Source organism: Natronomonas sp. (assembly GCF_046483325.1).
GTDB lineage: Archaea > Halobacteriota > Halobacteria > Halobacteriales > Haloarculaceae > Natronomonas.
The window spans coordinates 51,437-77,340 of record NZ_JAWODL010000051.1; the positions used below are offsets into that span (position 1 = coordinate 51,437).

The 25,904-nt window shown below is 61.8% G+C and carries 31 protein-coding genes and 1 tRNA gene; 14 read left to right on the forward strand and 18 right to left on the reverse strand.

The window, feature by feature from the left end; genetic code table 11:
• Positions 1–66: 66 nt before the first annotated feature.
• The 5 genes from R6U53_RS14700 to R6U53_RS14720 all read right to left on the reverse strand — a co-directional run bounded on the left by R6U53_RS14700 (position 67) and on the right by R6U53_RS14720 (position 5,179).
• Complete coding sequence (locus R6U53_RS14700; RefSeq protein WP_410323124.1) at positions 67–291, reverse strand: hypothetical protein; 225 nt, start codon at positions 289–291, stop codon at positions 67–69.
• A gap of 75 nt (positions 292–366) precedes the next feature.
• Positions 367–1,086 carry a DUF47 domain-containing protein gene (locus R6U53_RS14705; protein ID WP_410323125.1) on the reverse strand — a complete coding sequence of 240 codons (720 nt, stop codon included), beginning with the start codon at positions 1,084–1,086 and terminating at the stop codon, positions 367–369.
• A 102-nt stretch (positions 1,087–1,188) separates the two neighbouring features.
• Positions 1,189–3,585, reverse strand: a complete 2,397-nt coding sequence (gene ppk1 / locus R6U53_RS14710; protein ID WP_410323126.1) for a polyphosphate kinase 1 — start codon at positions 3,583–3,585, stop codon at positions 1,189–1,191.
• Between the two features lies 1 nt (position 3,586).
• Entirely contained in the window at positions 3,587–4,282 is a 696-nt protein-coding gene (locus R6U53_RS14715; protein WP_410323127.1) for a metallophosphoesterase family protein, read from the reverse strand.
• 111 nt (positions 4,283–4,393) lie between these two features.
• Complete coding sequence (locus tag R6U53_RS14720) at positions 4,394–5,179, reverse strand: hypothetical protein (protein ID WP_410323128.1); 786 nt, start codon at positions 5,177–5,179, stop codon at positions 4,394–4,396.
• Positions 5,180–5,607: 428 nt separating this feature from the next.
• Here R6U53_RS14720 and phoU point away from each other — a divergent pair, with 428 nt between their 5' ends.
• The 3 genes from phoU to R6U53_RS14735 are packed head-to-tail and all read left to right on the forward strand — an operon-like array spanning position 5,608 to position 7,752.
• Positions 5,608–6,273: a phosphate signaling complex protein PhoU gene (phoU, locus tag R6U53_RS14725; protein ID WP_410323129.1), complete on the forward strand. Its 666-nt coding sequence runs from the start codon at positions 5,608–5,610 to the stop codon at positions 6,271–6,273.
• Between the two features lie 2 nt (positions 6,274–6,275).
• Positions 6,276–7,280 carry a PhoU domain-containing protein gene (locus R6U53_RS14730; protein WP_410323130.1) on the forward strand — a complete coding sequence of 335 codons (1,005 nt, stop codon included), beginning with the start codon at positions 6,276–6,278 and terminating at the stop codon, positions 7,278–7,280.
• A gap of 40 nt (positions 7,281–7,320) precedes the next feature.
• Complete coding sequence (locus R6U53_RS14735; protein WP_410323131.1) at positions 7,321–7,752, forward strand: low molecular weight phosphatase family protein; 432 nt, start codon at positions 7,321–7,323, stop codon at positions 7,750–7,752.
• 9 nt (positions 7,753–7,761) lie between these two features.
• Here R6U53_RS14735 and R6U53_RS14740 read toward each other — a convergent pair whose 3' ends face one another.
• From R6U53_RS14740 to R6U53_RS14750, 3 genes are all read right to left on the reverse strand, one after another.
• On the reverse strand, positions 7,762–8,013 hold the full coding sequence (locus R6U53_RS14740; protein ID WP_410323132.1) for an MTH865 family protein: 252 nt from the start codon (positions 8,011–8,013) through the stop codon (positions 7,762–7,764).
• A 91-nt stretch (positions 8,014–8,104) separates the two neighbouring features.
• Positions 8,105–9,238, reverse strand: coding sequence for a DUF63 family protein (locus tag R6U53_RS14745; protein ID WP_410323133.1), 1,134 nt, complete (start codon positions 9,236–9,238; stop codon positions 8,105–8,107).
• Between the two features lie 58 nt (positions 9,239–9,296).
• Positions 9,297–10,097, reverse strand: coding sequence for an inositol monophosphatase family protein (locus R6U53_RS14750; RefSeq protein ID WP_410323134.1), 801 nt, complete (start codon positions 10,095–10,097; stop codon positions 9,297–9,299).
• A 65-nt stretch (positions 10,098–10,162) separates the two neighbouring features.
• Between R6U53_RS14750 and R6U53_RS14755 the strand changes: the two genes are divergently transcribed.
• Both R6U53_RS14755 and R6U53_RS14760 read left to right on the forward strand, forming a co-directional pair.
• Positions 10,163–10,426, forward strand: coding sequence for a hypothetical protein (locus tag R6U53_RS14755; RefSeq protein WP_410323135.1), 264 nt, complete (start codon positions 10,163–10,165; stop codon positions 10,424–10,426).
• A 49-nt stretch (positions 10,427–10,475) separates the two neighbouring features.
• Entirely contained in the window at positions 10,476–10,796 is a 321-nt protein-coding gene (locus tag R6U53_RS14760) for a DUF3006 domain-containing protein (RefSeq protein WP_410323136.1), read from the forward strand.
• A 274-nt stretch (positions 10,797–11,070) separates the two neighbouring features.
• Here R6U53_RS14760 and R6U53_RS14765 read toward each other — a convergent pair.
• Positions 11,071–11,154 (reverse strand) — tRNA-Leu (locus tag R6U53_RS14765).
• A 125-nt stretch (positions 11,155–11,279) separates the two neighbouring features.
• Between R6U53_RS14765 and R6U53_RS14770 the strand changes: the two genes are divergently transcribed.
• Positions 11,280–12,614, forward strand: coding sequence for a cytochrome P450 (locus tag R6U53_RS14770; protein ID WP_410323137.1), 1,335 nt, complete (start codon positions 11,280–11,282; stop codon positions 12,612–12,614).
• A 63-nt stretch (positions 12,615–12,677) separates the two neighbouring features.
• On the forward strand, positions 12,678–13,154 hold the full coding sequence (locus R6U53_RS14775) for a hypothetical protein (RefSeq protein WP_410323138.1): 477 nt from the start codon (positions 12,678–12,680) through the stop codon (positions 13,152–13,154).
• Between the two features lie 20 nt (positions 13,155–13,174).
• Here the strand turns inward: R6U53_RS14775 and R6U53_RS14780 are convergent, their stop codons facing one another.
• The gene (locus tag R6U53_RS14780; RefSeq protein ID WP_410323139.1) at positions 13,175–13,660 is read right to left on the reverse strand and encodes a DUF309 domain-containing protein; all 486 of its coding nucleotides are present in this window, start codon (positions 13,658–13,660) and stop codon (positions 13,175–13,177) included.
• A gap of 136 nt (positions 13,661–13,796) precedes the next feature.
• Between R6U53_RS14780 and R6U53_RS14785 the strand changes: the two genes are divergently transcribed.
• Positions 13,797–14,387, forward strand: a complete 591-nt coding sequence (locus R6U53_RS14785; protein ID WP_410323140.1) for a winged helix-turn-helix transcriptional regulator — start codon at positions 13,797–13,799, stop codon at positions 14,385–14,387.
• Positions 14,388–14,396: 9 nt separating this feature from the next.
• On the opposite strand, the gene R6U53_RS14790 is transcribed toward R6U53_RS14785, so the two are convergent.
• Entirely contained in the window at positions 14,397–14,594 is a 198-nt protein-coding gene (locus R6U53_RS14790) for a heavy-metal-associated domain-containing protein (protein ID WP_410323141.1), read from the reverse strand.
• A 150-nt stretch (positions 14,595–14,744) separates the two neighbouring features.
• Here R6U53_RS14790 and R6U53_RS14795 point away from each other — a divergent pair, with 150 nt between their 5' ends.
• Together R6U53_RS14795 and R6U53_RS14800 are read left to right on the forward strand one after the other, a co-directional pair.
• Complete coding sequence (locus R6U53_RS14795; RefSeq protein WP_410323142.1) at positions 14,745–17,309, forward strand: heavy metal translocating P-type ATPase; 2,565 nt, start codon at positions 14,745–14,747, stop codon at positions 17,307–17,309.
• 66 nt (positions 17,310–17,375) lie between these two features.
• On the forward strand, positions 17,376–18,539 hold the full coding sequence (locus R6U53_RS14800; RefSeq protein WP_410323143.1) for an MBL fold metallo-hydrolase: 1,164 nt from the start codon (positions 17,376–17,378) through the stop codon (positions 18,537–18,539).
• A gap of 3 nt (positions 18,540–18,542) precedes the next feature.
• Here the strand turns inward: R6U53_RS14800 and R6U53_RS14805 are convergent, their stop codons facing one another.
• Positions 18,543–19,391, reverse strand: a complete 849-nt coding sequence (locus R6U53_RS14805; protein ID WP_410323144.1) for a FlaD/FlaE family flagellar protein — start codon at positions 19,389–19,391, stop codon at positions 18,543–18,545.
• Positions 19,392–19,524: 133 nt separating this feature from the next.
• On the opposite strand from R6U53_RS14805, the gene R6U53_RS14810 reads away from it, so the two are divergent.
• Positions 19,525–20,559 carry a hypothetical protein gene (locus R6U53_RS14810; RefSeq protein ID WP_410323145.1) on the forward strand — a complete coding sequence of 345 codons (1,035 nt, stop codon included), beginning with the start codon at positions 19,525–19,527 and terminating at the stop codon, positions 20,557–20,559.
• Positions 20,560–20,564: 5 nt separating this feature from the next.
• Here the strand turns inward: R6U53_RS14810 and R6U53_RS14815 are convergent, their stop codons facing one another.
• From R6U53_RS14815 to R6U53_RS14835, 5 genes are all read right to left on the reverse strand, one after another.
• The gene (locus R6U53_RS14815) at positions 20,565–20,711 is read right to left on the reverse strand and encodes a hypothetical protein (protein WP_410323146.1); all 147 of its coding nucleotides are present in this window, start codon (positions 20,709–20,711) and stop codon (positions 20,565–20,567) included.
• A 35-nt stretch (positions 20,712–20,746) separates the two neighbouring features.
• Positions 20,747–20,875 carry a divalent cation tolerance protein CutA gene (cutA, locus tag R6U53_RS14820; RefSeq protein ID WP_410323147.1) on the reverse strand — a complete coding sequence of 43 codons (129 nt, stop codon included), beginning with the start codon at positions 20,873–20,875 and terminating at the stop codon, positions 20,747–20,749.
• A 95-nt stretch (positions 20,876–20,970) separates the two neighbouring features.
• The gene (locus R6U53_RS14825) at positions 20,971–21,189 is read right to left on the reverse strand and encodes an HEWD family protein (RefSeq protein WP_410323148.1); all 219 of its coding nucleotides are present in this window, start codon (positions 21,187–21,189) and stop codon (positions 20,971–20,973) included.
• A gap of 34 nt (positions 21,190–21,223) precedes the next feature.
• The gene (locus tag R6U53_RS14830; protein WP_410323149.1) at positions 21,224–21,676 is read right to left on the reverse strand and encodes a hypothetical protein; all 453 of its coding nucleotides are present in this window, start codon (positions 21,674–21,676) and stop codon (positions 21,224–21,226) included.
• 33 nt (positions 21,677–21,709) lie between these two features.
• A complete protein-coding gene (locus R6U53_RS14835) occupies positions 21,710–22,546 on the reverse strand; it encodes a hypothetical protein (RefSeq protein ID WP_410323150.1) in 837 nt (278 codons plus the stop codon).
• A gap of 145 nt (positions 22,547–22,691) precedes the next feature.
• Here R6U53_RS14835 and R6U53_RS14840 point away from each other — a divergent pair, with 145 nt between their 5' ends.
• On the forward strand, positions 22,692–23,117 hold the full coding sequence (locus R6U53_RS14840) for a universal stress protein (protein WP_410323151.1): 426 nt from the start codon (positions 22,692–22,694) through the stop codon (positions 23,115–23,117).
• Between the two features lie 15 nt (positions 23,118–23,132).
• Here the strand turns inward: R6U53_RS14840 and R6U53_RS14845 are convergent, their stop codons facing one another.
• On the reverse strand, positions 23,133–23,612 hold the full coding sequence (locus R6U53_RS14845) for an acyl-CoA thioesterase (protein WP_410323152.1): 480 nt from the start codon (positions 23,610–23,612) through the stop codon (positions 23,133–23,135).
• A gap of 97 nt (positions 23,613–23,709) precedes the next feature.
• On the opposite strand from R6U53_RS14845, the gene R6U53_RS14850 reads away from it, so the two are divergent.
• A complete protein-coding gene (locus R6U53_RS14850) occupies positions 23,710–25,215 on the forward strand; it encodes a TraB/GumN family protein (protein ID WP_410323153.1) in 1,506 nt (501 codons plus the stop codon).
• Positions 25,212–25,862 carry a metalloprotease gene (locus R6U53_RS14855; protein ID WP_410323154.1) on the forward strand — a complete coding sequence of 217 codons (651 nt, stop codon included), beginning with the start codon at positions 25,212–25,214 and terminating at the stop codon, positions 25,860–25,862. The genes R6U53_RS14850 and R6U53_RS14855 overlap by 4 nt, the downstream gene beginning before the upstream one ends.
• The last annotated feature ends 42 nt before the right edge of the window (positions 25,863–25,904 follow it).

Genomic DNA, 25,904 nt, shown 5'->3' on the forward strand with positions numbered 1-25,904 from the left:
GCGCGACATCCCGCCGGTTGGTCGTAGCCAGCTTGGACCTCGTCGACTATCCGCAGGCCACCGTGGTCACGAATACTCCCCTTGATCCGCTCCCGTACTTTCTGAACTCGAGAACGTATCCACAACGAGAATCGCGACGTACAACAGACAAAAGCCGAAAAGAAACAGCAGAACGACGAGATTCGGATCGACGTAGGCGATATCGGGCGAGGTCTCGGCCGTCGCGATCGGTATCGGGGCGATCGCCGGGAAGCGTCGAGCGGTCGATGTGTGGGGGTGTTTCTCGGACATCACTGGACCCTGTCGGCTATCGACGCCCCACCGATATGATCGCTGCTAGGAGGACAACGTAGCGCTCCTGAGCCATTAGTAGCTGTATTCGGGGTAGATTTCGATATCGAACCACGTGTCGGGGCTGGTCATGAGGTGCATCTGATCGGTCACGTCCTCCATCGCATCGAGGACGCCGTCCAACAGGACCGCGAGTTGTCGATACGCGACCGCATGTGCGTCGCTGTCTCGGTCGAACGCCGCTTCGAGGACCTGGTTTCGAACGGCGTCGGCCTCACCTTCGAGCGCGCGGATCGCGCTCACGCCCCCGGTGATCGACGTGCTGTACTCCGGGCGACACAGCGTTCGGACGAACTCCCGAACGACGTACTCGAGTTCGAGCATCGCCGCTGCGGCGAGTTCTGACATCCTCGTTAGTCCGTCGAGACAGTCGTTCTGCTGTCTTGGGGACATGGCGACGAGTTCTTCGGCGAACTGCTCGGAGGCGTTCGCGATCGTATCGAGGTGGCCGTAGAGTTCCAGCATCCGGTCTGCATGGAGGTGGACCCACGTCATTCTGATTCCGACGTCCTTGCCGTCCGCCGTCGTGACGAGCTTTCCGAGTTCCAGTTTGATCCCGTCACAGTCGCTTTCGAGGTGTTGTATCCGCTCCACGGTCGGCTGATACTCCGCACCCATCGTATATTCCTCAACGAGCGTGGGAAGTGTCGCGACGCAATCCTCCAACCGATCGAGGTAGCGATCAGTCGCAGATTCGAGCCGTTCTCCGAAGGGGAGGGTCCTGTCTGCTGGCATCGTTTGTCCCTGCGGAACCCGAAGCAAGACCGTTGCTATGAGCCGCCCGTGGCTCCCGATAGCTCGACTGACCAACACGTAGGGCTATGGAGAAGATCGCGGCTATCCGTCGAACGGATCGGTCGTGTACACTTCGTCGAGATCGATACTGGGCTCACGACCGGGGTCGCTGCCGGGATGAGAGCGGTCGTCCGGAGCCGTTCGCCGGGCACGGTCCATCAACACGCCGTGTGTCCCTCGTGACGGTTCGCCCGGTTCGGGCCGCCGCTGGACGTAACTTCCGTCCCGTCGCATCGTCCACCGCGTCCGATTGTCGGCCAGCATGACCGACAGGACGGCATCGAGTTCCGATCGGAGCGTCGGATCCTCGACCGGCGCGACCGCTTCGACTCGGCGATCGAGGTTTCTCGTCATCCAATCCGCCGAACCGATAAAGTACGCCGGGTCGTCCCCGCCGAACCGGAAGATCCTCGAATGCTCGAGGAACCGACCGACGACGCTGTGGACGCGGACGGTGTCGCTGACTCCGACGATTCCGGGACGCAGTCGACAGATACCGCGAACGATGAGGTCGACTTCGACCCTCGCTCGGCCCGCTTCGTAGAGTTTTTCCACCACGCCGGGATCTTCGAGCGCGTTCATTTTGGCGACGATTCGACCGCAATCGCCCGTCTCGGCGCGTTGGATCTCCCGGTCGATCAGTTCGTAGATCCGGGAGCGAAGCGTTTCCGGCGCGACAAGCAGTTTCCGATACTGGTCGTGACGCGAGTGACCGGTAAAGGAATTGAACAGTCGGATGAGGTCCTGGCCGATGTCCGGATCGACGGTAAAGAGGCCCAGATCGACGTATCCCTTGGCCGTCTCGGAATGATAGTTACCGCTGGCGACGTGCGAGTAGATGCGGACGCTGTCGGCTTCCTCCCGCACCGCGAGCGCGACCTTGCTGTGGGTTTTGAGCCCGATAGAACCGTAGGCGACGTGGATTCCCTCCTCTTCGAGGCGTTTGACCCATCGAAGGTTGTTCTCCTCGTCGAAGCGGGCTTTTAGCTCGACCATGACCGCGACCTGTTTGCCGTTCTTCGCCGCGTCGATGAGGCTTCGGATGACCTTCGAATCGGGGGCGGTCCGATAAATCGCGACCTTTATCGCGAGCGTATCCGGATCGTGGGCCGCGGCATCGAGAAAGCGTTGAACCGTCTCTCTGAACGAGTGATAGGGATGATGAACCAGTTTATCGCGCTCGCGCAGTGCCTCGAACACGTCCCCGGGGGCGTCGGGGGACAGCCCAGCGAACTGGGGATGTTGTCTCGGCGTCCACGGGTCGAGTTTCAGTTCGGGGTAGTCGAGTTCGCAGAGTTCAGCAAAGTCCCCCAATGCGAGCGGTCCGGAGCGACGGAACACCTCGGACTCATCGACTTCGAGATGTGTAACGAGGAGATCGAGAACCGGATCGGGTACGCACTCCGTGACTTCGAGACGAACGACGGTGGCGAACCGACGTTGTCGGAGTACGTCTTCGATCCTGTCGATGAGCCCCTCGGCGACGTCCTCGTTTCGTCTGACTTCCGCGTTCCGCGTGACCCGAAACGTCGACGTGTGGCGTATCTCGACGTTCGGGAAGAGCAGGTCGAGGTTGGCTTCGATCACCTCCTCGATCTTGACCACCCGGTGGTCGTCGGAGCGCTCCTCGAGGGGGGTCCCGGGATCCGCCACGGAGATGAGCCGCGGTCGGTTCGCGGGGATCTTGATCCGCGAGAAGCGTTCGTCCCCCGCATCGTCCTCCGAAAGTACCGCGAGCGACAGGGATAGATTCGAAATGAACGGGAACGGGTGTGCGGGATCGAACGTCAGCGGGGTCAACGTCGGGAGCACCGACGATTCGAAGTACGACCGTAGCCGATCGATGTCGGCGTCCGAGAGTTCGGCATAGCCCGAGATCTCGATGCCGGCCTCCGAAAGCAGCGGTCGAACGTCGCGGGTGAAACACTGCGACTGCGTTTCGAAGAGTTCGGCGGCCGTCTCGAGCGAAGCCGTCCACTGGTCTCGCGGCGTTCGTCCGTCGACGGTCGGTTCGGTGACGTTGGCGGCGAGTTGCTGTTTGAGCCCCCCGATCCGTTTCATGAAGAACTCGTCCATATTGCGCGTCAGAATGCTGAGAAATCGGAGCCGTTCGAGCGGTGGGTTTCTATCGTCGAGCGCTTCGTACAGAACTCGCCACTGGAAGCTCAACTCCGACAGCTCTCGATTTAAATACCACTCCGGGGAGTCGAGATCGAGGTCAGAATCGGGTATCGACTCGTCGATCGGTGGGGTTCGGGCGGAAACCCCCTGTGCGAACTCCGAGGGGCCGATCGTCGCCGTCTCCGGAGGGTCCCGCCTCGCGTTGCTCTCATCTTCCGCGGCCCCACGTTCGTCAGACGAGTCTTCCTCGTGGTTCGGTTCGGTTCGCTCGGGGGTCGACTCTACGTCGGATTCAGACTCCGGGTCTGTACCGTCCATATCACTCGAAGATGGTACGCGTGGAGACGATTTTCGAGTCGCTCCGAGAGCGGCCGGAACGGCGGGCCGGAACGTCGTGGAAGCGTTTCCGGCGAAGATCGTACGCGGAGAGCGAGCCGCCGTAGACGCAGCCGGTGTCCAATCCGACGGCCCACTGCGTCTCGACCGGCTCACCCAAAACCGTGTGACCGAAGAAGATCCGCGGTACCCGAGCGTATCGTTCGTACCAGAACGGGCGATTGTAGCCGCCATCGGGGGAGAGAGACCGGGCGTTCTGGAGATCGTCGACCGTGTGCTCGTCGAGGGGTTTGCGTGGATCCACGCCGCCGTGGACGATCAACCCGCCGTCCCAACTGATCGCGACCGGTAGCGATCGAAGCCACGCAAGGTCGTCCTCGTCGAGGCTCGGCACCGTCTTTTCGCCACGAAGGACTTTTTGCTCGTTGTTACCGCGGACGCTATACATGTTATCGGCGTTCCGGAGCCGACGAACGACCCGTCCACTATCCGGACCTTTGCGGATCAAGTCCCCGACGAACAACACGAGATCGTCCTCGGTCACCTCGAGTACCGAGAGGAGGCGGTCGAGGGCGTCAGCGCAGCCGTGAACGTCGCCGACGACGTAGACGCCAGCCCACTCCGTGAGGTCGACACGGAGATGATCGGAAGCCACGTCCGGCCGGAACGCGAGTGTCATACGTTCGATTATAACGACACGGGATGGCTTAAAAGAAACTAAGAGAGATATATATACATATGGAGCGCTTGGTTTGGAACTAATACGCACTCCGTCGGGGGACACGCGCGATTACCCGCGGCAAAACGCCATCGCTCGTTCGACCCGCTCTCGGAGCGTTTCGATCCGATCTAACAGCTCCGCGACGATGGAGATGACCGGATACTCGACGCCGATCCCCTGATAGAAGTACATCGTTACGTCGGGGACGTTCGACGGGAGCCGCTGAATCCGTCGTTGATCGAAGATCGATCCTTGTCGCCGATCGGATAGTTCTTCACAGCGCTTTCGCATGACTTGGAGGCGTGCACGGTAAGCGTCGAGCGCGCCGAACGTCTCGTCATCGAACGGAACGGCGTCGAGTTCGCCGAGTTCCTCGACCAGCGGGACCAGGTCGTCTCGGGCCGCCAGTATCGATTCGCGTTCACGATCGATCACGCCGAGCAGCGATTTCCTGGCCGATTGAGAGGTCGAAACCGCCGAGAGAACCGCCCGTTTACACCGGCCGTTGAATTCGGTGCCGTCGGTCAACGCAGATGCGATGTCCGGAGAGAACTCCTCCGCAAGGCTTTCAGCGTAGGTGTCGTCGTACTCCTCGATGTAATGTGGAACGCTCATAAGCGTCGATTCGTAGGCGTCTCGAACCTGCCGCAGCCCGGTCGTCGTGTTGGCGGTCGCGACGCCGGCGAGTGGCTGCGATCGGACGGCGTTTTGCTCGGAATCGATGGAACGAACCCGATCCTCGAAGCCTCGGAGCGCCTCGAGTTCGTCGGCCGTCCGTCGTCGCTCCCGTCGAAGTTCGTCTATCGCCTCGTCCAATCGCTCGTCGGGACCGGTCGAACCCGCACACGTGGCCATATCAGTCGATTGGACCGTCGAACGGGTCATAAGCGATTGTAATAGGAATATCTACCCGACAACGTAACTATATACGTGTATGTACCGGGTGAAACCGACGGAGAGGTGTTCTCTCTCGCTCGTGATTCTACGATCCACATCCACCTGCACTCTATTGTGACATATATAGAGTTTGGGTGCTACATAGATAGATATAAATGATTCTACAGACCTCATAGCATCTCATTTATACCTACCATCGATAGTGACCGGCAATGGCCCACGGCACACCGGAACCGACAGCCCGACAGCCGGCCTCGGACCTCGAGGCCGGGCGAGGCGTTTCCATACGGGTCGACGAACAACTCGAGCACGGGATCGATCGTCCGGATCGTGGTTCCATCTGTCGGCGATCGTATCGTAAACGAACGTATCTGACACAGTAACGTATGACACGGGTCGACTATCAAGAACAACTCTCGTCGCTCCGACGTGACGTCATCGCGATGAGTGCGCTCGTCCTCGATAGGTACGACATGGCTTTGACGGCGCTGGAGACCAAAGACGAGCCGACCGCCAGCGGGGTCATCGAGGGTGACGACGATGTCAACCGCCGGTATCTCGACCTCGAGGGGACGTGTATCGACCTCTTTGTGCTCCAACAGCCGGTCGCTGGGGACCTCCGGTTCATCGCGTCGTCGTTCAAGATAGTCACCGATCTCGAACGGATCGCCGATCTCGCGGCCAATCTCGCGGGATATGCGCTCGAAGCCGAGCGGGAACGGTATCCCGAGATCGATCTGATCCACATCGGAAACGAGACGGGGCGGATGGTCACGGAGGCCATCGACAGCTACGAACGCAATGATTCGGAACTCGCCAGAGAGGTCGCTGGACGGGACGAAGAGATCGATCGTCTCTGTGCCGACGCGAGCGAGGTCGTCGTCGAAGACCTACTTCGAACGGAGTACGGCGACGAGATAGAAGACGTGATGGACGACGTCTCCCGGCTTCTGTTGACCGTGCGAGACATCGAGCGCGTTGGCGATCACGCGGTCAACATCTGTGCGCGAACGGTGTACATGACAGATCACGACACGGAGTTGCTCTACTAACAATGGCACGAACGATTTCGAACGGCAACGGCCCGATAGAGCGGAAAGTACAGGTGACTGGCGGATCGACCTATACCGTATCGATCCCGAAAGCGTGGGCGAACGCCCGCGATATCGGCTCCGGTTCGCCGCTTCACCTGTACCCGTTCGACGACCGTCTGGTCGTCGCACAACCGGACGACGAGATTCCGATCCGGCGCGCGTCGATCAACGCGGATGCCGTCGGTAACGGGGCGCTTTCCAGGTGGATCGAAGCCGCCTACGCCGCCGGGAGCGACGAGATCGTCATCGAATCCGAGACCGGGTTCGATTCCTCGGAACGGCGCGTGGTAACCGATGCGGTCACCCGGCTCGTCGGCATAGAGATCTCGACGGAGCGCGATCGAGAAATCGTCGCGCGAAGCCTGCTCGATCCCGCCGAGATATCGCTGAACGGAACGATCGACCAACTCCGGCGCATCTCGCTGTCGATGCACGAGAACGCGGTCCGAGCGGTGCTCGGAAGCGACGATGAGAGCAAAGAGCTCGCACGACACGTCGTCTCACGGGATAACGACGCGGACCGACTCTTCGCGCTCGTCAGCCGGCAGTTCTATCGAGCGTTAACGGACGTGCGAGAGATCGACAAACTGCAGACCGACAGGAAAGTCGCATTTACACGGTTTCGAACGGCGAGGCAACTCGAACGGATCGGCGACCACGCCGAACGGATCGCAGACGTCGCCATTCGGCAGGACCGACCACCGGGGACCGACCTCCAGGCGCGCTTCGAAGCGATCGCCGAAGACGCCAGACAGGTGGTTCGAACGGCGATGGACGGCGAAGCGGAGAGGGCGCTCATCCAACTCGGCGACGTCGTCGAACGGGTCCAATCGCTCGATCGAGAGCTCTACCGGAAGAACGGAGACAACGCCTACCTCCATGGACAGGCCCTCGAAAGCGTTCGGCGGACGGGCGAATACGGCGGCAACATCGCCGAGATCGTCACGCTTGCGGAGATCGTATGACAGAACACATACCATCGGATACAGCTAACTGATACACAATATGACCGACACATTCAAACTCGGGTTCGTCTGCGTTCAGAACGCGGGACGGAGCCAGATGGCGACGGCGTTTGCGGAGCGCGAACGAACACACCGCGGCCTCGAAGACCACGTCGAGATCATAACCGGTGGCACGCACCCGGCGGAAAGCGTCCACGAGGTCGTCGTGGAGATCATGAACGAGCGGGGTATCGATCTGTCCGATCGCACGCCGCGAGAGGTCTCGGCCGAGGAGCTCGACGCGTGCGACGTCGTCGCAACGATGGGGTGTTCGACGCTCGAACTCGACGCCGACGTCGAGGTTCACGATTGGGCGCTCGACGACCCCGACGGAGCCGAGATAGACGAAGCTCGGCGGATCCGGGATACGATCCAGGGGCTCGTCGAGGAACTGTTCGACGAGGTTGAAGCGTCGCTCGAAGAATCGGCGTAGCGAACCTCCCTACAGCAGCTCCTGTTCTTCGAGTTGTTCCATGACGTCGTCGACGAAATCGTCCACGGAGTCGTAGGGGAATTCGCCACCGCCGAGTTTCGTGTTGAGTTCCATCGCAGTCATCGAGAAGTCACCGGATTCGAACTTCGTGCCCGGCCCCTGCGGAAGCGCTGGAACGAGATCCATCGGGCTGTTTATCGGGTAGTCGGCACCCTCGAACGCCTCGATCATCTGTTGGCGAAGGTCGTCGTTGTCCACCATGAGTCGTTTCGAAGGTGCGACAGATAGAAATAAAAATCATTCGACGGTTATCATCGACTATTGAACGATTAGGTGGCCGATCGACGGACGACTATATCGCCAACGTCGCTCGAATCATGTCCCGCGTTCCTGGACCGAGACCGACCGCGAGAATAGCGATGAGGAGTAGATATGCATACCGGGGACTCTCGTCGAATATTTCGTCGTTGAACACCCAGACGACGAAGATGGCTGCGGCAACCTTGATAAAGAGGAAGGGCCACGCAGTACCGATCGCTTCCGAGAGCCACGCGGGCTGGAGGCCATCGGTGATCCGGACCGTCGCTTCGTTGACAACGTGTTTCGATCCATACGTGACGCCGATTCCCAACTCGTCGGTCCAGTCGAGGCTCAACACGTTCGCGATGCCGTCGACGCTGTGACCCCAGACGATCAACGCGCCGAGGTAGCCGGTCCCCTCGTTTATCACGGGGGCGTAGCGCCCGCTCGCCCACCAGAAGACCGCGGCGATGAGCGTCGCGCCACCGAGCGTGATGATCGCAACTGCCGGAAAGAATCCGACGATATCCGACGTCGCAGAGATGTACAGCAACCAGCCGATCGTCCCCGCGAGAGCGACGGCGCCGATCCCAGCGAGATACGGCTCGTATTCGTCGAACACGCCGCGCCGCGACAGGACGACCACAGATACCAGCACAGCCAGTGTGAACGCGAACATCACGAAGTAGATGAAGGGGCTTATGATGAGCGCGACCGACGGGTAGGGGATCAACATCCCGAGGTCGGCACGGATGAATGCGACGTTCGTGTCTTCGACCACTCGAAGCGCGCCGCCGAGCAACATGTAGGGTAACAATGCAACGTAGAACTTCGGTGTCAACCGGACGTTCAACGTCCGGAGCAACAGCAACACGCCGACGAGCATAAAGACCAAGACGACGGCGTAACTGGCCGTGGACACGGTCGTATATCCGGGCGCTGCGACGACCCCGTCGGCGGCCGAACAGGCCCCCTGATTATAGAGGCGTTCCGTCGTTCCGCCGGCCCTCACGGCGCACGTCGCGCCGTGGGCGTCGGCATCGACCGGGCCCCAAAAATACCGCCACAGGAACCCGTCGTACACGCGACGGGGGAAGGCGACGGCCGCGGCGACGACGAGGGCGAGCCCGGCGAGAAACGCCGCGAGCCACGCGCGAGCCGGATCGATTCCATCGGGTAGCTCCATACGAGAGTTGCCGGCCCACCGCGGTTTCACGTTTCCGGTCGACGGCGGTCGCCATGCACTATCGGACGACCGTCTCCGGCAGCCGGGCAGCCTCGAGGACGACGTCGTGTGCCGCACCGTTGGAAGCGACCACTCCCTGGCTGTCGTGTCGCCACGGGTCCCCGTGAATGTCGGTGACGGTCCCCCCCGCCGCCTCGATCAATCCGACGCCGACGATCGTATCCCACGGATGCCCGCGAACGCTCGTCACGACGGCATCGACGGCACCGCTCGCACACAGCGCGAGTTCGAACTGCGCCGAGCCGAATCGGCGCATGTCCCCGAAGCGTTCGACGATCCCGCGGCAGGCGGCCGCGTACTCCTCGCGGCGATCGAACGACCACCACAGCGTCGGGACGACGACGAACGCCTCAGGGTCGGTTCGATCGCTGACCGAGATACGCTCGCCGTTGCGGAACGCGTTCCCAGAATCGAGCACGAACGTGTCCCCCAACGAGGGACAGACGGTCGCCCCGGCGACCGGACCGCCGTCGACCGTGGCCGCGACGCTCGTCGTCCACACCTGGATCCCGCGGACGAAGTTCGTCGTCCCGTCGATCGGATCGATGATCCACGCCGGCCCGTCGTCCGGAACCGAGTTCCGCGTTTCGTCCTCCTCGCCGATGATCGGCTCGCCGGGGAAGCCCTCCCGGAGCACCTCCGTGACGCGCGTTTGGGCGTCCCGGTCGGCCTGCGTCACCACGTCAATCTTTTGCGATTTCGTTTCGACGGCGAGTTCCCCTCTGAACGACTCAGTTGCGAGGTCCGCCCCCGCCTCCGCAGCTCGAAGCGCAACGTCGGCGCGTGTGCCCGTGACCATAGTCGATGCGGTGTCCCCGGCAGCAAAGCGCCACCGATTTGTCCGCTCCACGTGTGCCCACCGGTATGCACACGCTTGCAAAGCGTATTCACAACATCACGCCCCGAAACGTGCGGCTCACCTTCGACGACGGGTCGACAGTCGTCCTCGAAATGCGCTCGGCGGAGTTCTTTCAGGAGGCCTTTCAGGCGGAGGGAACGGACGACGACGGAACGACGTATCGGCTCGTGACCGACGGAGAAGACGATCCGCTCGTCGCGGGCAAAGAGACGGGCGACGGATGGGAGACCGCCGGTGTGGTCGTCGACGTCGAACGGGCCGCCGAATAGACGCCGCGGGGCAACCATTTATATACGATGACGGGGCCATCCCGTCTCGATGCGCTACGTACTCGCCGGTGTTCTCCTCGCTGTCGTACTCGTGCTGTTCGTCGCCCTGGTGGTCACGGACTCGAAGATGGATCGAACCGTCGTCGTGGATCGACTCGGCGACGACTACGCCGTGCTGCTCGTCGCGGAATCCGGAGAGACGACCGACCAACGCGTGGTCGATCCGAACGTCATTCCGAAAGCCGGTCGTCACGAGGGCGCCGTCCTGTACCTCGACGACGGCGACTACCGCTACGACGAGACGACGACGGCACGGAGGAAAAATACGCACTCGAGGCGGTTCGACGCACTCGTTGAGCGGCTGCCATAGCCGCCAGTGCCGGGATAGATCGGCGCCGCCACAGCGACGGCTCTCGAAAACGTGAGAAGTATGCGAGGGAAGGCCGCTCCGAGAGCGGTCTTCCGCATCGCGGGGCAGACCCCCGGCGATGCGCTTTACGGCTCACTTACGTTCGCCGTTTCGCATCCGAGGCGCTCCCTTCGATCGCGCCTCGCCATGCGAGGGGAGGGATTTGAAGCACGGTCAGAGCAAGACTCTTCCCTGATTCGAATCCCTCATGCATTCGCGCGCTGTGGCGCGCTCATGCGAGGGGAGGGATTTGAACCCACGGACCTCTACAGGAGCGGATCTTGAGTCCGCCGCCGTTTCCGGGCTTGGCTACCCTCGCACGCAGTTCACATAATACCCTCATCGGATTTAAGCCACCGGTTTCGATCGAAGTCTTGGGGCGACCGAATACCCCCGGACTCTCTGCCGACACATCCAAATCGGGGGCGCTCCTGGGAACGAATAATGGATGCGGAACGGTCATCGAGCGAGACGCCACCCGGACCACGCGGGCTGCCGATCGTCGGGGCCGATCCGGCGATGATTCTCGGCAGATTGGATTTCAGAACGCGAGTGGCTCGCGAGTACGGCGACTACGTTCACTGGCAGGGGATGCGCGGTCCGGTGTATCAGTTCAACCACCCGGACGACATCGAACACGTTCTCGTGCAGAACAATCAAAATTACGTGAAAGGAGAGAGCTTCCAACAGATCCTCGAGCCGCTCACCGGGAACGGTATTCTCAACAGTCACGGCGAGGAGTGGCGACGGAATCGACGGCTCATCCAGCCGGCGTTTCACCCCGAGCGCATCGAAGTGTACGCGGGGATGATGACCGGGTTCACGGAGGGGATGTGTCGGACGTGGTCGGACGGCGAGACGCGATTGATCCACGACGACATGATGGAACTGACGCTTCAGATCGTCGCGAAGGCGTTGTTCGGCGTCGACGTTGAGGATCATCTGGCGGAGATCGGCGCGGCGCTCGATGCATACCTTCCGGCCTCGTCCAGCCTCGCGAACGTTATCCTTCCGAAGGCGATTCCCCTTCCATCGAGGCGGAAGATGCGCGATGCTCGGGATACGCTCGACGGGATCGTCGACGAGATCATTCAGGAGCGCCGACGGAATCCTGGAGACGACGTCGTCTCGAAACTCCTTTTCGCGGAGGACGGCGGCCATGAACTCAGCGAGCAACAGATACACGACGAGGTCATCACACTTCTCACGGCCGGTCACGAGACGACAGCAGTCTCGATGACGTATACGATATACCTCCTCTCACAGCATCCGCGGGTCGAACGGCAACTCGTGGCTGAACTCGATGAGGTTCTCGGCGAGCGAACACCGGAGATGGGGGACCTTCCCGGGTTGTCGTACACCGAACGGGTTATCAAAGAATCCATGCGCCTGTTCCCGCCGGTTCCGATCATCGTTCGAGAAGCGGTCGAACCGGATACGATCGGTGGATACTCCGTCCCCGCCGGAGCGACGGTCTACGCCAGCCAGTGGGTGGTCCACCGCGACTCGCGGTGGTACGACGACGCGCTCGCGTTCCGGCCCGAGCGCTGGACGGACGAGTTGGAGGCGTCGCTTCCCCGCTTGGCGTATTTCCCCTTTGCCGCCGGGCCTAGACGGTGTATCGGGGACCGCTTTGCGATGCTCGAGGCCCGTCTCATACTCGCCACGATGTATCAAAACTATCACCTCGAACTGCGCTCGGATCGCAACATAGAGGTGATACCGACCGTGACGTCGCGTCCGAAAGAAGACGTGGTGATGGCGGTACACGAACGGTAAGCCTCGGGCGACAGCGAGACGACGAAACGGATCAACAAAGTGTTCGGCCGACCAAACGCGGGTATGATCGATCACCCGCGTTTCACGCGGACCGACGGTGACGAACCGGCGCTCGAAGTCACTACAGAGCCGTCGGGCGGATACAACTTCTCCGAACCGACCCGCGAGACGTACGTCCTCTCGACGCGGGCTATCGGACTCGTCGTCGACGAGCTCGATTACAGCGAGCGCGAGGAGGTCGCACCGGTGACCACAAAAATACTGTTTCTCACCGGCGGCGCGTACGTTCCGGACGAAACGCTCGACGTCGTCGAGACCGTCCAACGACTCCGCTTTCCGGACGGGGGAAAGCATCCGACCGACGCTGAGGTAGAGCGTGTCGCGGCGCATCTCAAACGTGCGGAAATCGAGCAAGGCGCCCGGTGGATCGTCGAGAAACTCGTCGAGAACGGTCGGTTAGCTGACGTGATGGGCGTCGACGAAATACGCACGCAACGCGAACGAATGAACGGACTTCGGGGAATCGCCAAGGATCTATAGGCAAAATAGAACCCGATCGCCTACTCGAGGCCGTCTGCGTACTCGTAATGGACATCCCGTGCAGTCGGTTGCGCCTCGTCGAGTGTGATCGACCAGTTGTCGATGACCGTCGGGTCCTGAAGCGCGTTCGTGAGCTTCGTTCGAACGTCCAACAGATCGACGCCGTAGAACGTCGCCGGAACGCCGTGAAGGTACTGCAACGCCGTCTCGAACAGCGACCGCATTCCGTCGTCGTTTTCGAAGTCGACGTGCTTGTACGCCCCGGCGGCGACCTGAACCATCCCGTGGAGAAAGGCGCTTTCGGTCGTCCCGCGGCCGTAGTTGTACCACTCCGCCTCGAAACAATCGTGGGCCGGGTGATACGCCCCGGAGTTGTACAGCCGAACCCCGTTGATGGTCGCCCGGCGGAGGGTACCGTGTTCCCAGCGTTTCACATCGGGTAGCCAACCGGCTGGTTCCCCGACGCTAGGTGGCCCGACGGTATCGTCACGTGTGTGCTCGTCCATACGTTCGATGTTCACTCACGCCACCTAAACGGCGTCGGCTGTGTCGCTCCATCGGTCAGCCGCGACCGTGCCTCTGTGGGTTTCGAGTGTACCGACCGCCGACAACCCTTTTATACAAGCCGGAGAAGCCGGACGTATGCGGGAACTCGACGAGACCGACCGGGAACTGCTCCGGCTCCTGCTTGACGACGGTCGGGCATCCTACAAAGATCTCGCAGCCGCCGTCGACCTCTCATCCCCGGCGGTGAGCGATCGCGTCGACAGGCTTCGAGAATTGGGTATCATCGAGCGGTTCACGGTGAACGTCGATCGATCGCGACTTCGGGAGGGCGTTCGTGTCCTTGTGACGCTCGATTTAAGCCCCGGTGAGACGACGACCGCCAGGAAAGCGCTGGGCGACGTCTCGGGTGTCGAACACGTGTTCGCGACTGCCGACAGTCAACTGTTCGTCGTGGCCACCTTCGCGAACAACGGTCTCGAGTCGGCGTTGGCCCCGGTGTTCGGAACGGACGTCGTCGAAAGGGTCCACGTGGCACCGCTCGTCGCGTCCGACTGGCATCCCGCCTTGGGCGAGGCGACGCTCGGGCTCGAGTGCGTTGAGTGCGGCAACAGCGTCACTGCCGAAGGCGTTAGCGCCACCATCGACGGTGAACGATACGAGTTCTGCTGTGGGTCCTGTCGGGCACGCTTCGAGGAGCGGTACGACGAACTCAAAGAAGGCGCGTGAGTCTCGGCGCTATGCAGTCGCTTCGTAGCCCGCCTCGTCTATGGCCGAAACCAGCGCGTCGACATCTGCGTCGCCCTCGACGGTAACGTGCCCCGCTTCGTGGTCCGCCTCGACCCGCTCTACCCCCGGAACCGCTTCGATCGCCTCCTCGACGTTTCGTTCACAGCCGTCACAGGCCATCCCGCTGACGGTTAGTGTCGTGGACATACCGAACCGTACGCGGTGGACGGTTTAGTCGATTTTGCTTTCGATACTACAGTCAATGTTCAAATCGAGTTTGAAAGATAAAATATCGATTGAGTATTTCTCCGAAAATAAAGGGCAAACCCAATCAACGTGGGGACCGTATCCGTATCTATGACCAGACGCGAGCGCATCGGGGTCGGCGGGATGCACTGTTCGACGTGTTCGGAAACCGTTGCGGGAGCGGTCGAATCGCTCGACGGGGTCGTCGACGCGTCGGGGAACTACGCGACCGACGAGGCGACCGTCGAGTACGACCCCGAGCGGGTGACGCTTTCGGAGATTTACACGGCGATCGAGGAGTCGGGGTACGACCCACGACGCGAAACGCGAACGATCGCTATCTCTGGTATGCACTGTTCGACGTGCTCGAAAACGGTGTCCGATGCCCTCTCAGAACTCCCCGGTGTGCTCCGCGCCGACGTCAACTACGCTACCGACGAGGCGACCGTCGAGTACAATCCGGAGTTGTTCTCGCTCGACGACGCGTACGACGCGATCGAGGAATCGGGGTACGAACCGATGAGTCGAGGCGAAGGCGAAACCAGCGACTCCGAAGGCGAGACTGCAGCCGAGCGTGAGCTGCGAAAACAACGACGGCTCGTCGTCGGGGGCGGACTGCTCGCGCTTCCGTTCATCTATTTGATGGCGGCGATGTTCAGCCCGCTTCCGCATCCCGATACGGTCGGCGGCGTCTCCTTCGATTGGATCCAGTTCCTCCTCGCGACGGTTCTGATGGCGACACTCGGTCGGGAGTTCCTCGGCGGCGCGTACAAAGCCGCGAAGAATCGGACGGCAAACATGGACACGCTCGTGGCCATCGGAACGAGCTCCGGCTATCTGTTCAGCACGGCGGTCGTCCTCGGGCTGATCACCGGTGATCTCTACTTCGAGGCCGTCGCGTTCATCCTCTGGTTTATCACGGTCGGAAACTGGCTTGAGGCCCGCTCGAAGGCACGAGCGTCCGATGCGCTTCGGGAACTGCTCCGGATGGAAGCCGACGAAGCGGTCGTCATCCGCGGCGGCGAGGAGCGGGCGATTCCGCTCTCCGAGGTCGAGGTCGGCGACGTGATGAGAATCCGTCCCGGAGAGCGGATCCCGACGGACGGGGTAGTCACGGAGGGCGAATCAGCGGTCGACGAATCGATGCTCACCGGGGAGTCCGTCCCGGTCGAGAAGTCGCCCGGCGATGAAGTCGTCGGGTCGACGGTGAACGAAAACGGCGTGTTACTCGTCGAAGCGACGAAAGTCGGATCTGACACCGCGATCCAACAGATCGTTCGTCGGGTCAAAGAGGCCCAATCGCGTCAACCGGACATCCAACGACTCGTCGATCGCGTCAGCGGCTACTTCGTTCCGGCAGTTATCCTCAACGCGATCGTCTGGAGCGTGCTCTGGTATTTCTTCCCGAGTCAGTTGTACTCGATCGTCGGACAGTTGCCGGTCGGACAGGTCGGTGGCGGACCAATCGTCGGCGGCGTTCCCATCCTCGAGTTCTCGATGATCGTCTTCGCGTCGGCCGTCCTGATCGCGTGTCCCTGCGCGCTGGGACTCGCGACGCCAGCCGCGACGATGGTCGGATCGACGATCTCGGCGAAAAACGGTGTCCTGTTCAAGGGCGGAGACATACTGGAACGGGTCCGCGAAACCGACGCCGTCGTCTTCGATAAGACGGGAACGCTCACCGAGGGAGAGATGCAGTTGACCGACGTCGAACCCGTCGAACGTGGCGTGCGAGCCGACGGGGGTGCGGTCGCGGCACAAGAACTCGACGAATCGTTCGTGTTGGCGGTCGCGGCCAGCGCCGAAGCCGGGTCCGAACACCCGCTCGGAGAGGCAATCGTGCGCGGTGCCGAAGAACGCGGTCTCGACCTCGCATCCGTCGAGGCGTTCGAAAACGTCCCCGGTAAAGGAGTCGAAGCGACCACCGACCACGGCGACGTGCTCGTCGGAAATCGGGCATTGCTCGAGGCAGACGGCGTCGACGCGGAGCCCGCAGCGGAGCTCATGGAGCGCCTCGAGCGCGAGGGAAAAACGGCCATGCTCGTCGCCCTCAACGGGGATGTGATCGGGGTCGTCGCGACGGCGGATACCGTTCGAGAAAGTGCAAAATCGACAGTCTCGACGCTCCACGATCGAGGGTACGACGTGTACATGCTGACGGGCGACAACGACCGAACCGCGTCGGCCGTCGCTTCGGAGGTCGGTATTCCGACCGGTCACGTTCGATCAGAGGTGCTGCCGGACGAGAAGGCGGACGCGATCGAGTCGATACAATCCGACGGAATCCAAGCGATGATGATCGGGGACGGCGTCAACGACGCGCCCGCGCTGACGACGGCTCACATCGGCGTCGCCATCGGCTCGGGAACCGACGTGGCGATGGAGGCCGCCGATGTAACGTTGATGCGCTCGGATCCCGCCGACGTGCTGAAGGCGATCCGGATTTCGGAAGCGACGATCTCGAAGGTGCGCCAAAACCTCTTTTGGGCGCTCGCCTACAATACGACGCTCATTCCGATCGCGTCGCTCGGACTTCTCAACCCGGCGCTTGCCGGCGCGGCAATGGCCGCATCGAGCGTCTCCGTCATGTCAAACAGTCTCGCGTTCGCGGCGTACGACCCGAACGACGAGTACGTTCCGCTCCCGCTTCGCCCTCTCGTGGCGCTGGGACGGTAAATCGGAGCGGAGCACTCAGAGCACCGTCGCCACAGCGATTAATACACCGCGACCGAAGGCATTCACATGGGAGACTCGACAGCGGCCTCGCCGACGGATATCTCGGCAGATAAGTTGAAGCGGCTCATCGACGACGGGGAGACGTTCTGGCTCGTCGACACCCGTGACGACGAGAGCTTCGAGGGGTGGCGACTGGCAGACGCGATGCAGTTCGTGTACAAACCGGACCACGAGTTCGACGCCGAGGCGTTCAGCGCCGCGACCGGTCTCGACCGCGACGATCCGATCGTGACGATCTGCGCGAAGGGAGAGTCGTCTCGCTTCCTCGCCGACGAACTCATCGACGCGGGGTTCACCGACATCCGACACGTCGACGGTGGCATGCGCGCGTGGAGTGCCGTGTACGATGTGGTCGAGGTCGAAAGCGACGCCAACGTCGATATCGTTCAGTTGCAGCGTCGCGCGAAGGGATGTATGGGATATCTGATCGCCGATCCGGACACCGGGGCAGCAGCGGCGATCGATCCGACCCGCCACACGGAAGAATTTCGAGACGCGGCGGCCGCACGCGGCCTTCGCATCGAGCGCGTCCTCGATACGCACATTCACGCCGATCATATAAGTGGCGGTCGCCGCCTCGCCGAAGGACTCGATGTCCCGTACCACCTCGGTGAACGTGTCGACGAGCGCGATCCGGGATTCGAGTACGAACCGCTTGGGCGAAACGAGGTCGTCACCGTCGGCGATGTCGAGATAAAAGCGGTGTTCACGCCCGGTCACACGTCCGGAATGGCGAGCTATCTGGTCGACGGGATGGCGATTTTGACCGGCGATACCGTGTTCGTCGATAGCGTCGGGCGGACGGAACTCCAGTTCGGGGACGCGGACGCGGCCTCGGGGGCGGAGCTTCTGTACGATTCGCTCCACGGGAGCGTCCTCGCCGAGCCGGATCCGATCACCGTCCTCCCCGGACACTTCTCCGTGACGGACGACGGAAAGTACGGCGTCGAGCCCGGGACGGAGGTTTCGACGACGATCCGAGCGCTTCGGACCGAACTGCCGCTCCTTCGTCGCGACCGCGACGGCTTCGTCGAATACATCCTCGAGACGGCACCGGAAAAGCCGCCGAACTACGAGCGAATCATCGCGATCAACCGCGGTCGATCGACCGCCGAGGAGGGCGAAGCGATCGAGTTGGAACTCGGACCGAATCGCTGTGCGGCCGAATAGCGTCTATCGCTGTCGGCGGTGCGCGAGTCTGGCGACGTACGTAAGACTCTCGCGGTGGTCGTCAACATCGAGCGTCCGTCCGGTAGCCTGTGGCGCGGTCAGTCCGGCGACGACGTTCTCCAGTTCCCCCCGGCTTTGCTCGGAGAGCCACCCGATCGATTCGTAGTACGCGAGGGCCGACAGAGTCCCATCGTGGCCGGAGGCCGCGAGCATCCATTCGAGCCACTCGAAGATCTGGAGTTGGGCCGTGTACGCGTCCGGAAGCCGATCGAGATACGGCTTCGAAACCGCCGGCCCCGAGAGTTCGGCCAACAACGTCGCGGCGTTCGGGGGTCGTCGTTCGGACCCGAGTCCGACTTCGACGTGTTCGCGTTCCGCCGTCCGCTCACTCCCGCGGACCGCGGGGGGGTCTGTCGTGTGGACGCCACTCCGTTCGGGAGCGTGTGGGTCGGCCCGACGTTGGTGACGTGAGCGGAGATACGACTCGACGTCGTCGGCCGTCCGGGAGCGCTCTCGATCAGATCCCGTGTCGGCGCTCCGTTCCGGCGTCTCATCGGACCGCGGATCGAACGGTTGCTCGGCATCGCGGGCATTCGCCCCGCTCCGTGCAGCATCGGCAGTGGAAGTCGGAGAATCGGACGACACACCTCGGTCACCGATCGTATCTTTGATCCGTTCGACCGGAACCGCTCGATCCCGATCCTCGATCCTCGGTCCGCCGCGGTGAGCACCGACGGAATCGCCGTCGAGTTCCGGCGCGTCTTCGCCGACCGCACGCTCGTGTGGTGGCCCTCGAACCGCGTCTCGAAGCTCACCCAGATCGTATCGGCGGGGGTTCATCCGGCCCGTCATGCTGCGCTGGTTTGTAGACAGCGTATATAACTACGGGGTCGGTTTCGAGCGGTGTATTCAGTCGATTTCAGCGCTCGAAACAGATTCAAACATCGTGAGTACCGTTTTTAAATGCGGTGTCGAACGACCCGATATGGCAACGCAGGACGCCCGGTCGACGACGCTCCGGGATTTCGATGTCGACCCGGCTGTTGTCGCCCGTGGCCACACGCCCTCTCTGTATTCGCGCGAGCGCTTCGTTCGGTGTGAGTCCTGTGGCGTGACCGTCCCATACTCGGTTACGGCGGAAGGACCGGTCCGACGGGCGTTGGACGAACTCGCATCGATCCCGTGCGGACGGTACGAACTACCTGACGTCTCCGTCGGCGACCACATCCCGACGGTCACTCCGGAGCATCCGACGAAGGGCCGAAGCGTCGTCTGTGAGTCCTGCGGTCGGAGCGCGAGACTCGGCGAAAACCGGCGACGGGTACTGAAAGAACTCGCCACGATTCCGTGTGCCCCGGGACTTACTGGGGTCGAACTGGTCGATCTCGTGTTCTCCCCGACTGCGTTTACGCCTCTGCTGTCGGACCTCGGTATCGACCGATGGTACGGACGGTTCGGCGGTAGTCATGATGAGGAGATCGTTCGGCAGTTCCGCCACGAACGGTTCCAGTACACCGCCTACGTGCGTGTAAAGTCCGACGGAACGCACGCCGTAGCCCTCTCGATCTCCCCGAACGGCGCCGTCGAACCGCTCGACAAACATCGGTTTCCGAGCGCAGATTCGACCGATCCGGCCGCGAGGAGAGCCGCAGTCACGTTCGTGACGTTCCTCTCGGCGACCGATCCGCTTACCGCCGGGGAGTTCGAAACGCTACACTCCGCATACGAGGACGCGTACCGAAACCACAGGGAGCGCTGGATCGGAGACGCCTACGATGACGCACGGGACGCGTTCGAGAATCGGTTCGGCGACACGCCGGAAGCGTTCACCGACGCTTTCGCGGACAGTTCGGCCGGGATCGACGAAGTACTGCGTCGAATGATCGGCTCCGGCGGATTCTCCGACCAGTCCGAGGTCGCGTTCGCGGCCGAGACCCTCGGCCACGAACACGAGTTCCCCGGGTTCATCGATTTCGTCGCCGAGCGTCACGGGTGGTCGCCGCCGATTTCAGATGAATAGACGGTTCACTCGGCGCCGTCGTCGACCCGACCGACGAAACGGTCGGGCGCGTCAGACGGCTCGAAGCGCTCGATACACGGAACTTCGTAGGGGCGCAACGCATCGACTCCCGGCGCGAGAGCCGCGTACCGATCCGCGGTCGTTTTGATCAAAAGACGACTTCCTCATTTTCGACGACCTCGCCGTCTCACCGGTACGTTGTGTGACACGTAAATCGGTTGGCGCAAGCCGAGAGTCGCTCTTCGACCAGCGTCTCGGCGAGTTCGGAGGCGGACCCGGATGGGGCGGTCACGCATACCGTCGTAATCGCGTCCATGATGAATCGGTGATATTTCCGGCTGTTCGGTGAGACGTTCGATCACCCGTAGAGCCGTCGCATGGAACCCCGCCGGTTGAATTTAGTTTCCCAGTTCAAGTGTCGTCAGATTGTCCGGTAACAGGATTGTATCGACCGTTGATGTCCCACTCGTGTATGCAGTGAATGTTTCCGACCAGACGGTCCCCGTTTTCCTCGGTGATAACCCAGTTATCCGTCTCCTCATTCCACTCGTCCGTCCGACCGCATCGTTCACAGCTCCGCCGCGTCGGCGGAACGATTTTTACGCTCATACTCACCCGATCGTTCCCCATCGTATTCAACCATGCGCCGTCGAATCGCGGACGGCTAGAAGTCGGGGAGATCGTCCGGCGCCTCGTACTCGGCTTCCCAATCGATGTACTCCTCTTTGAGCGTCCGACTCACCATCTCGCCGAACTCGGCCATCGCGGCGTTAATCCCGGAAACCGTGTTCCACGACGTGAGTTCCGGATGGAGGTCCCGTTCCTTCCAATCTTCGGGAATCCCGGGAGCGTGGTAGCCGACGCGGTCCGCGAAGTCGTCCCAGAAGAAATCGAACGCGTCGAACATACCGAGGTCCTCGGCGATCGCGAACTCCTCGGCGTCGAGATCGGTCTCCTCGGTCCACGCCTCGAACGCCTCGACCCAAGCCCCCTCTTCGAGAAACGCTTCCAGTTCCGCACGGCGGTAGTCCGTGCCGTGAACCTCTACATCGTCGTACTCGTCCGCGTCGTGGCGCGGGAGCTTCGGTGGATCCGTTGGATCGACGTTCAGTGTCATACCGAAACGTATCCACCCCGGAGATAAAACCCCTCACGTTGTGCGCGTCGCCTCGTCGAACCAGTCTGGCCGACCGACATCCGTGTTCCCGACGTCCGAATACGAGATCCTACGGGTTACGACGACCGGTTCGCCGTCCAACTGCCCGCGGTATTCGAGTTGGAGGTGTCGAACCAACCCGGTTCCATCGACCTCCGCGGTGAGCGCGACATCACTGGCCGGATCAGCATCCGAAAAGGAGAGATTGGAGGCCTCCGATTCGGTTCCTGACAGTCGATATTGCGGGACACCGGCTTCCGTCCGTCGTTCGTCGATTCGCGTTGGGATCGCATCGAAACTCGATTCGATCATGACGCCCGCATTCATTCGGGAATCGAACGCCCCCGATCCCGCCCAAAAGTACCACGTCCCCACGCCCGAGGAGGTCGGGGAGAACTCGTTGTACTGCGGTTCGTTCTCCCCGAACGCCCGAAGATACGTCTCTCGATCGGACCAAAACTCCGCGTACGCGGGCGGTTCACCCATCAGCTTCGGTCCGTCGATGCCGCCGGTGCGGACGGTGGCGTGGTACGTCCGGTTTTCCGCGAGGCGGAGCTGAACCGTATACTGGGAGAGCACGGTTCCGTTCTCGTGGCGAATGGTTTGATTCGAAACGAAGGTGTAGGACCGATCCGCGAGCCACTGATTGTGCGCGCGGGCGAGCGCCCCCGGATCGCTAATGCCGTCGTCGTCGATTCCCGATGACCGAAGCGTAGCGGGATCCGCCTCCGGCACCGGAACGGGCGTGACCGTCTCGGCTGACTCGCTCGTCGGATTACCGGTGTCGACTCCGAGACCCGAACAACCGGCGAGAACGACGAGAAGAATCACACACGTCCTGTACACGTGCCACCGTACGTTCCCTGTTCGCATAAAATAGCGGACTGTTTTGGGTAAAAGCGTAACTGCGACGCTCGGAGTACCACATCCCGGGACTGGCTGTAACACTTAAACGGATAGCGAAACATCGTGACCCATGCGAATACTGGTTCCCTACGATGGCTCCGAACAGGCCGACGCGGCGCTGCAGTACGCGGCAACCCGGCACGCCGACGGCGAGTTCGTTCTGTTACACGTACTCGACTTCGTCGAGGCCGGATACAGTGCGGCACCGGAGGCTGCACTCGCCGGCTACTGGGAGGAGTGGTACGAGCAAGCGGAATCGTCCGCGGAGGAGATGCTCGAAAACGCAAGCGCGACACTCGAAGCGGACATCGATATCGAAACGGAAATCATCACCGGGCCGCCCGCCAAGGCGATCGTCGAATACGTCGAAACGGAGGATATCGACGCGATCGTCATCGGGAGCCACGGGCGCGATGGCCTCTCGCGTATCCTTCTCGGCAGCGTCGCCGAGACGGTCGTCCGTCGCTCTCCGGTTCCGGTGACAGTCGTCAGATAGACCGACCGATACGGACTATCGTGACTCGCCGATCCGATCCGTGACTTGTTGAAGCTGTTCGTGACGAGCTTCGATCGCTTCTTCACGGAGTTCCGTTTCGGTCTCCGTCGGACATTCGAGGTCCGGAACGGGCGTCGGCTTCCCCTCCGAATCGAGCGCGACGAACGTGAAGAAGGAGGTCGTCGCCAAGCGTCGGTTCCGGGCGATCGGATCCTCGGCGTGAACGTCGACGCGGACGTCGATACTCGTCCGCCCGGTGCCGAACACGTACCCCTCGATAACGGCGACTTCACCCAGATCGATCGGAGTAACGAAATCGACGTGATCCATCGACGCCGTCACGCACTGGTGGCCCGCAAATCGCATGCTCGCGACGGCCGCACAGATGTCCATCCAGTGGAGAACCGTTCCCCCGAGCGCTCGACCGAGGGTGTTCGTCTCGTTCGGGAGCAGTATCTCCGTCATTTCCGTCTTGGAGTCAGCCAACGTTGCCATAGATCCCACGTGACCGCCGGAGGCCAATATTCTTCGGTCGCCAATACCCGGGACGCGTCCCGATACACGTAAACCGCTCGCCCGACTCGTGCCGACAATGAGTAACGACGCCGAGTCGGGAACAGTGCGGGTCGTCGGGACGGCGCACGTTTCGTCGGCCAGCGTCGAGGAGGTCGAATCGGTGATCGAGGCCGAGCGGCCGGACATCGTCGCCGTCGAACTCGACGAGGGGCGGTACCGTCAGATCCGCGGCGAGGCTCCCGAAGATCTGGACGCAGGCGATCTGCTGAAGGGTAACACCGTCTATCAGTTCCTCGCGTATTGGATGCTCTCATACGTTCAGGCACGTCTCGGTGATCGGTTCGATATCGAACCGGGGGCGGACATGAAAGCCGCGATAGACAAGGCGGAGGGCCTCGGTCTCAACGTCGCGTTGGTCGATCGCGATATACAAGTCACGATTCAGCGATTCTGGGCGCGGCTCTCGTTCATCGAGAAAATCAAGCTCGCCGCGAGCCTCGCCGTCGGACTGGGCGATCCCCGCGAGATAGGCATGGGCGTCGGCCTCGGTATCGGTCTCGTTCTCTCGATACTCGCCGGCGCGGTCGCAGGCCCGTTCGTCGTACCCGACGCGCTCGGCACTGGGTTTTTGATCGGGATCGTCGATACCCTCATCGTCGCGTTGACGCTCGGTCTACTGATCGGCGGGGCGATCGTCCTCGCGCTGGAGTGGCTCGCCCCCGCAGACGACGACCTCCAAGAGATCGATATCGAACGGATGACCGACACCGACGTCGTGGGCGCGATGATGGAGGAGTTCCGGCGATTCTCCCCCGGCGGTGCGGAAGCGCTCATCGACGAGCGCGACGCCTACATCGCCCACCGACTCGTCTCGCTCCGGGATCAGGGATACGACGTCGTCGCGGTTGTGGGCGCTGGGCACCGAGATGGTATCGAACGGTACCTGGAAACGCCGTCGCTGTTGCCCCCGATAGAATCGATTACGGGACGTTCCTCCGGGAGCCGAATCTCGTTGTACAAGGTGTTCGGCTACCTGTTTACCCTCGGGTTTCTCGCGTTCTTCGTGTTGTTGGCGATTGCGACGTACACTGGCGTCGAAGGGGCATCCAGCGAACTGCTCTTCAGACTGTTCGCCGCGTGGTTCCTGATAAACGGCATTCTCGCCTTCGGCCTCGCTAAACTCGCCGGCGCACACTGGCGCTCGGCGGGCGTCGGGGGGGCGATCGCCTGGTTGACGAGCGTCAATCCGCTCTTGGCCCCAGGGTGGTTCGCCGGATACGTCGAGTTGCGCTATCTAGACGTCAACGTGAGCGATATCGCCACGCTCAACGAGATCATGTCCGACGAGGAAGCGCCACTGCGAAAGTTGTGGAGAGACCTCACCGCCGTTCCGCTGTTCAAACTCATCATGATCGTCGCGTTGACCAACGTGGGGAGTTTCATCGGAAGCGTCGTATTCGCGACGGTGTTGTTGCCGTACCTCTTCGCAGGCTCCGGGATCGAGGGGGCCGGGGGCGTCGCTCGTCTCATGATCGAAGCCGCACGAAACAGCATCGAGATCATCGCGGAGGCGCTTCGATGAGTTCGATTCGAATAGACGGGATCAGATTTTATCCCGACGAGATTCGGGACCTAGCAGTTGCGTGGATCGCCCTCGGAATCGCGTTCGGCGTGTTCATTCTCGTCTCGACCGGACGAAGCGTGTTTCCGAATATCGTCGGAGCGATGCTCACTCCACTTTTCGCCCGCGTATTCGTCGTCAGTATGTTGACCGTCGGCGTCGGATTCTTGCTCCACGAACTCGCTCACAAGATCGTAGCGGTTCGATTCGGCCAAGTCGCCTCGTTCAAAGCCGACTACAAGATGCTTGCACTCTGCATCGGCGCCGCATTCGCCGGATTTCTGTTTGCCGCGCCGGGAGCGGTGTACCACCGAGGACGGATCACGCGCCGACAGAGCGGGTTAGTCTCGATTGCCGGACCACTGGCGAACGTCGCTCTCGTCGCGGTGTTTCTCCCGTTGATCGTTTTCCACGGATTTCTCGGGCAGGTCGGGCAACTCGGCGTGATAATCAACGCCTTCCTCGCGGCGTTCAACATGCTTCCGTTCGGGCCGCTGGACGGGAAATCAGTCATGTCGTGGAGCAAGCCGGTTTTCGCAGTCACGTTCGTTGGATCGGCGCTCATAGCGATCGGATCGATCCTCGTTATCGGCTTTCCGAGCTTTTGATCATCGGGGTACCAACCGACGCGTTTTTGCCCCGTTCGGCCA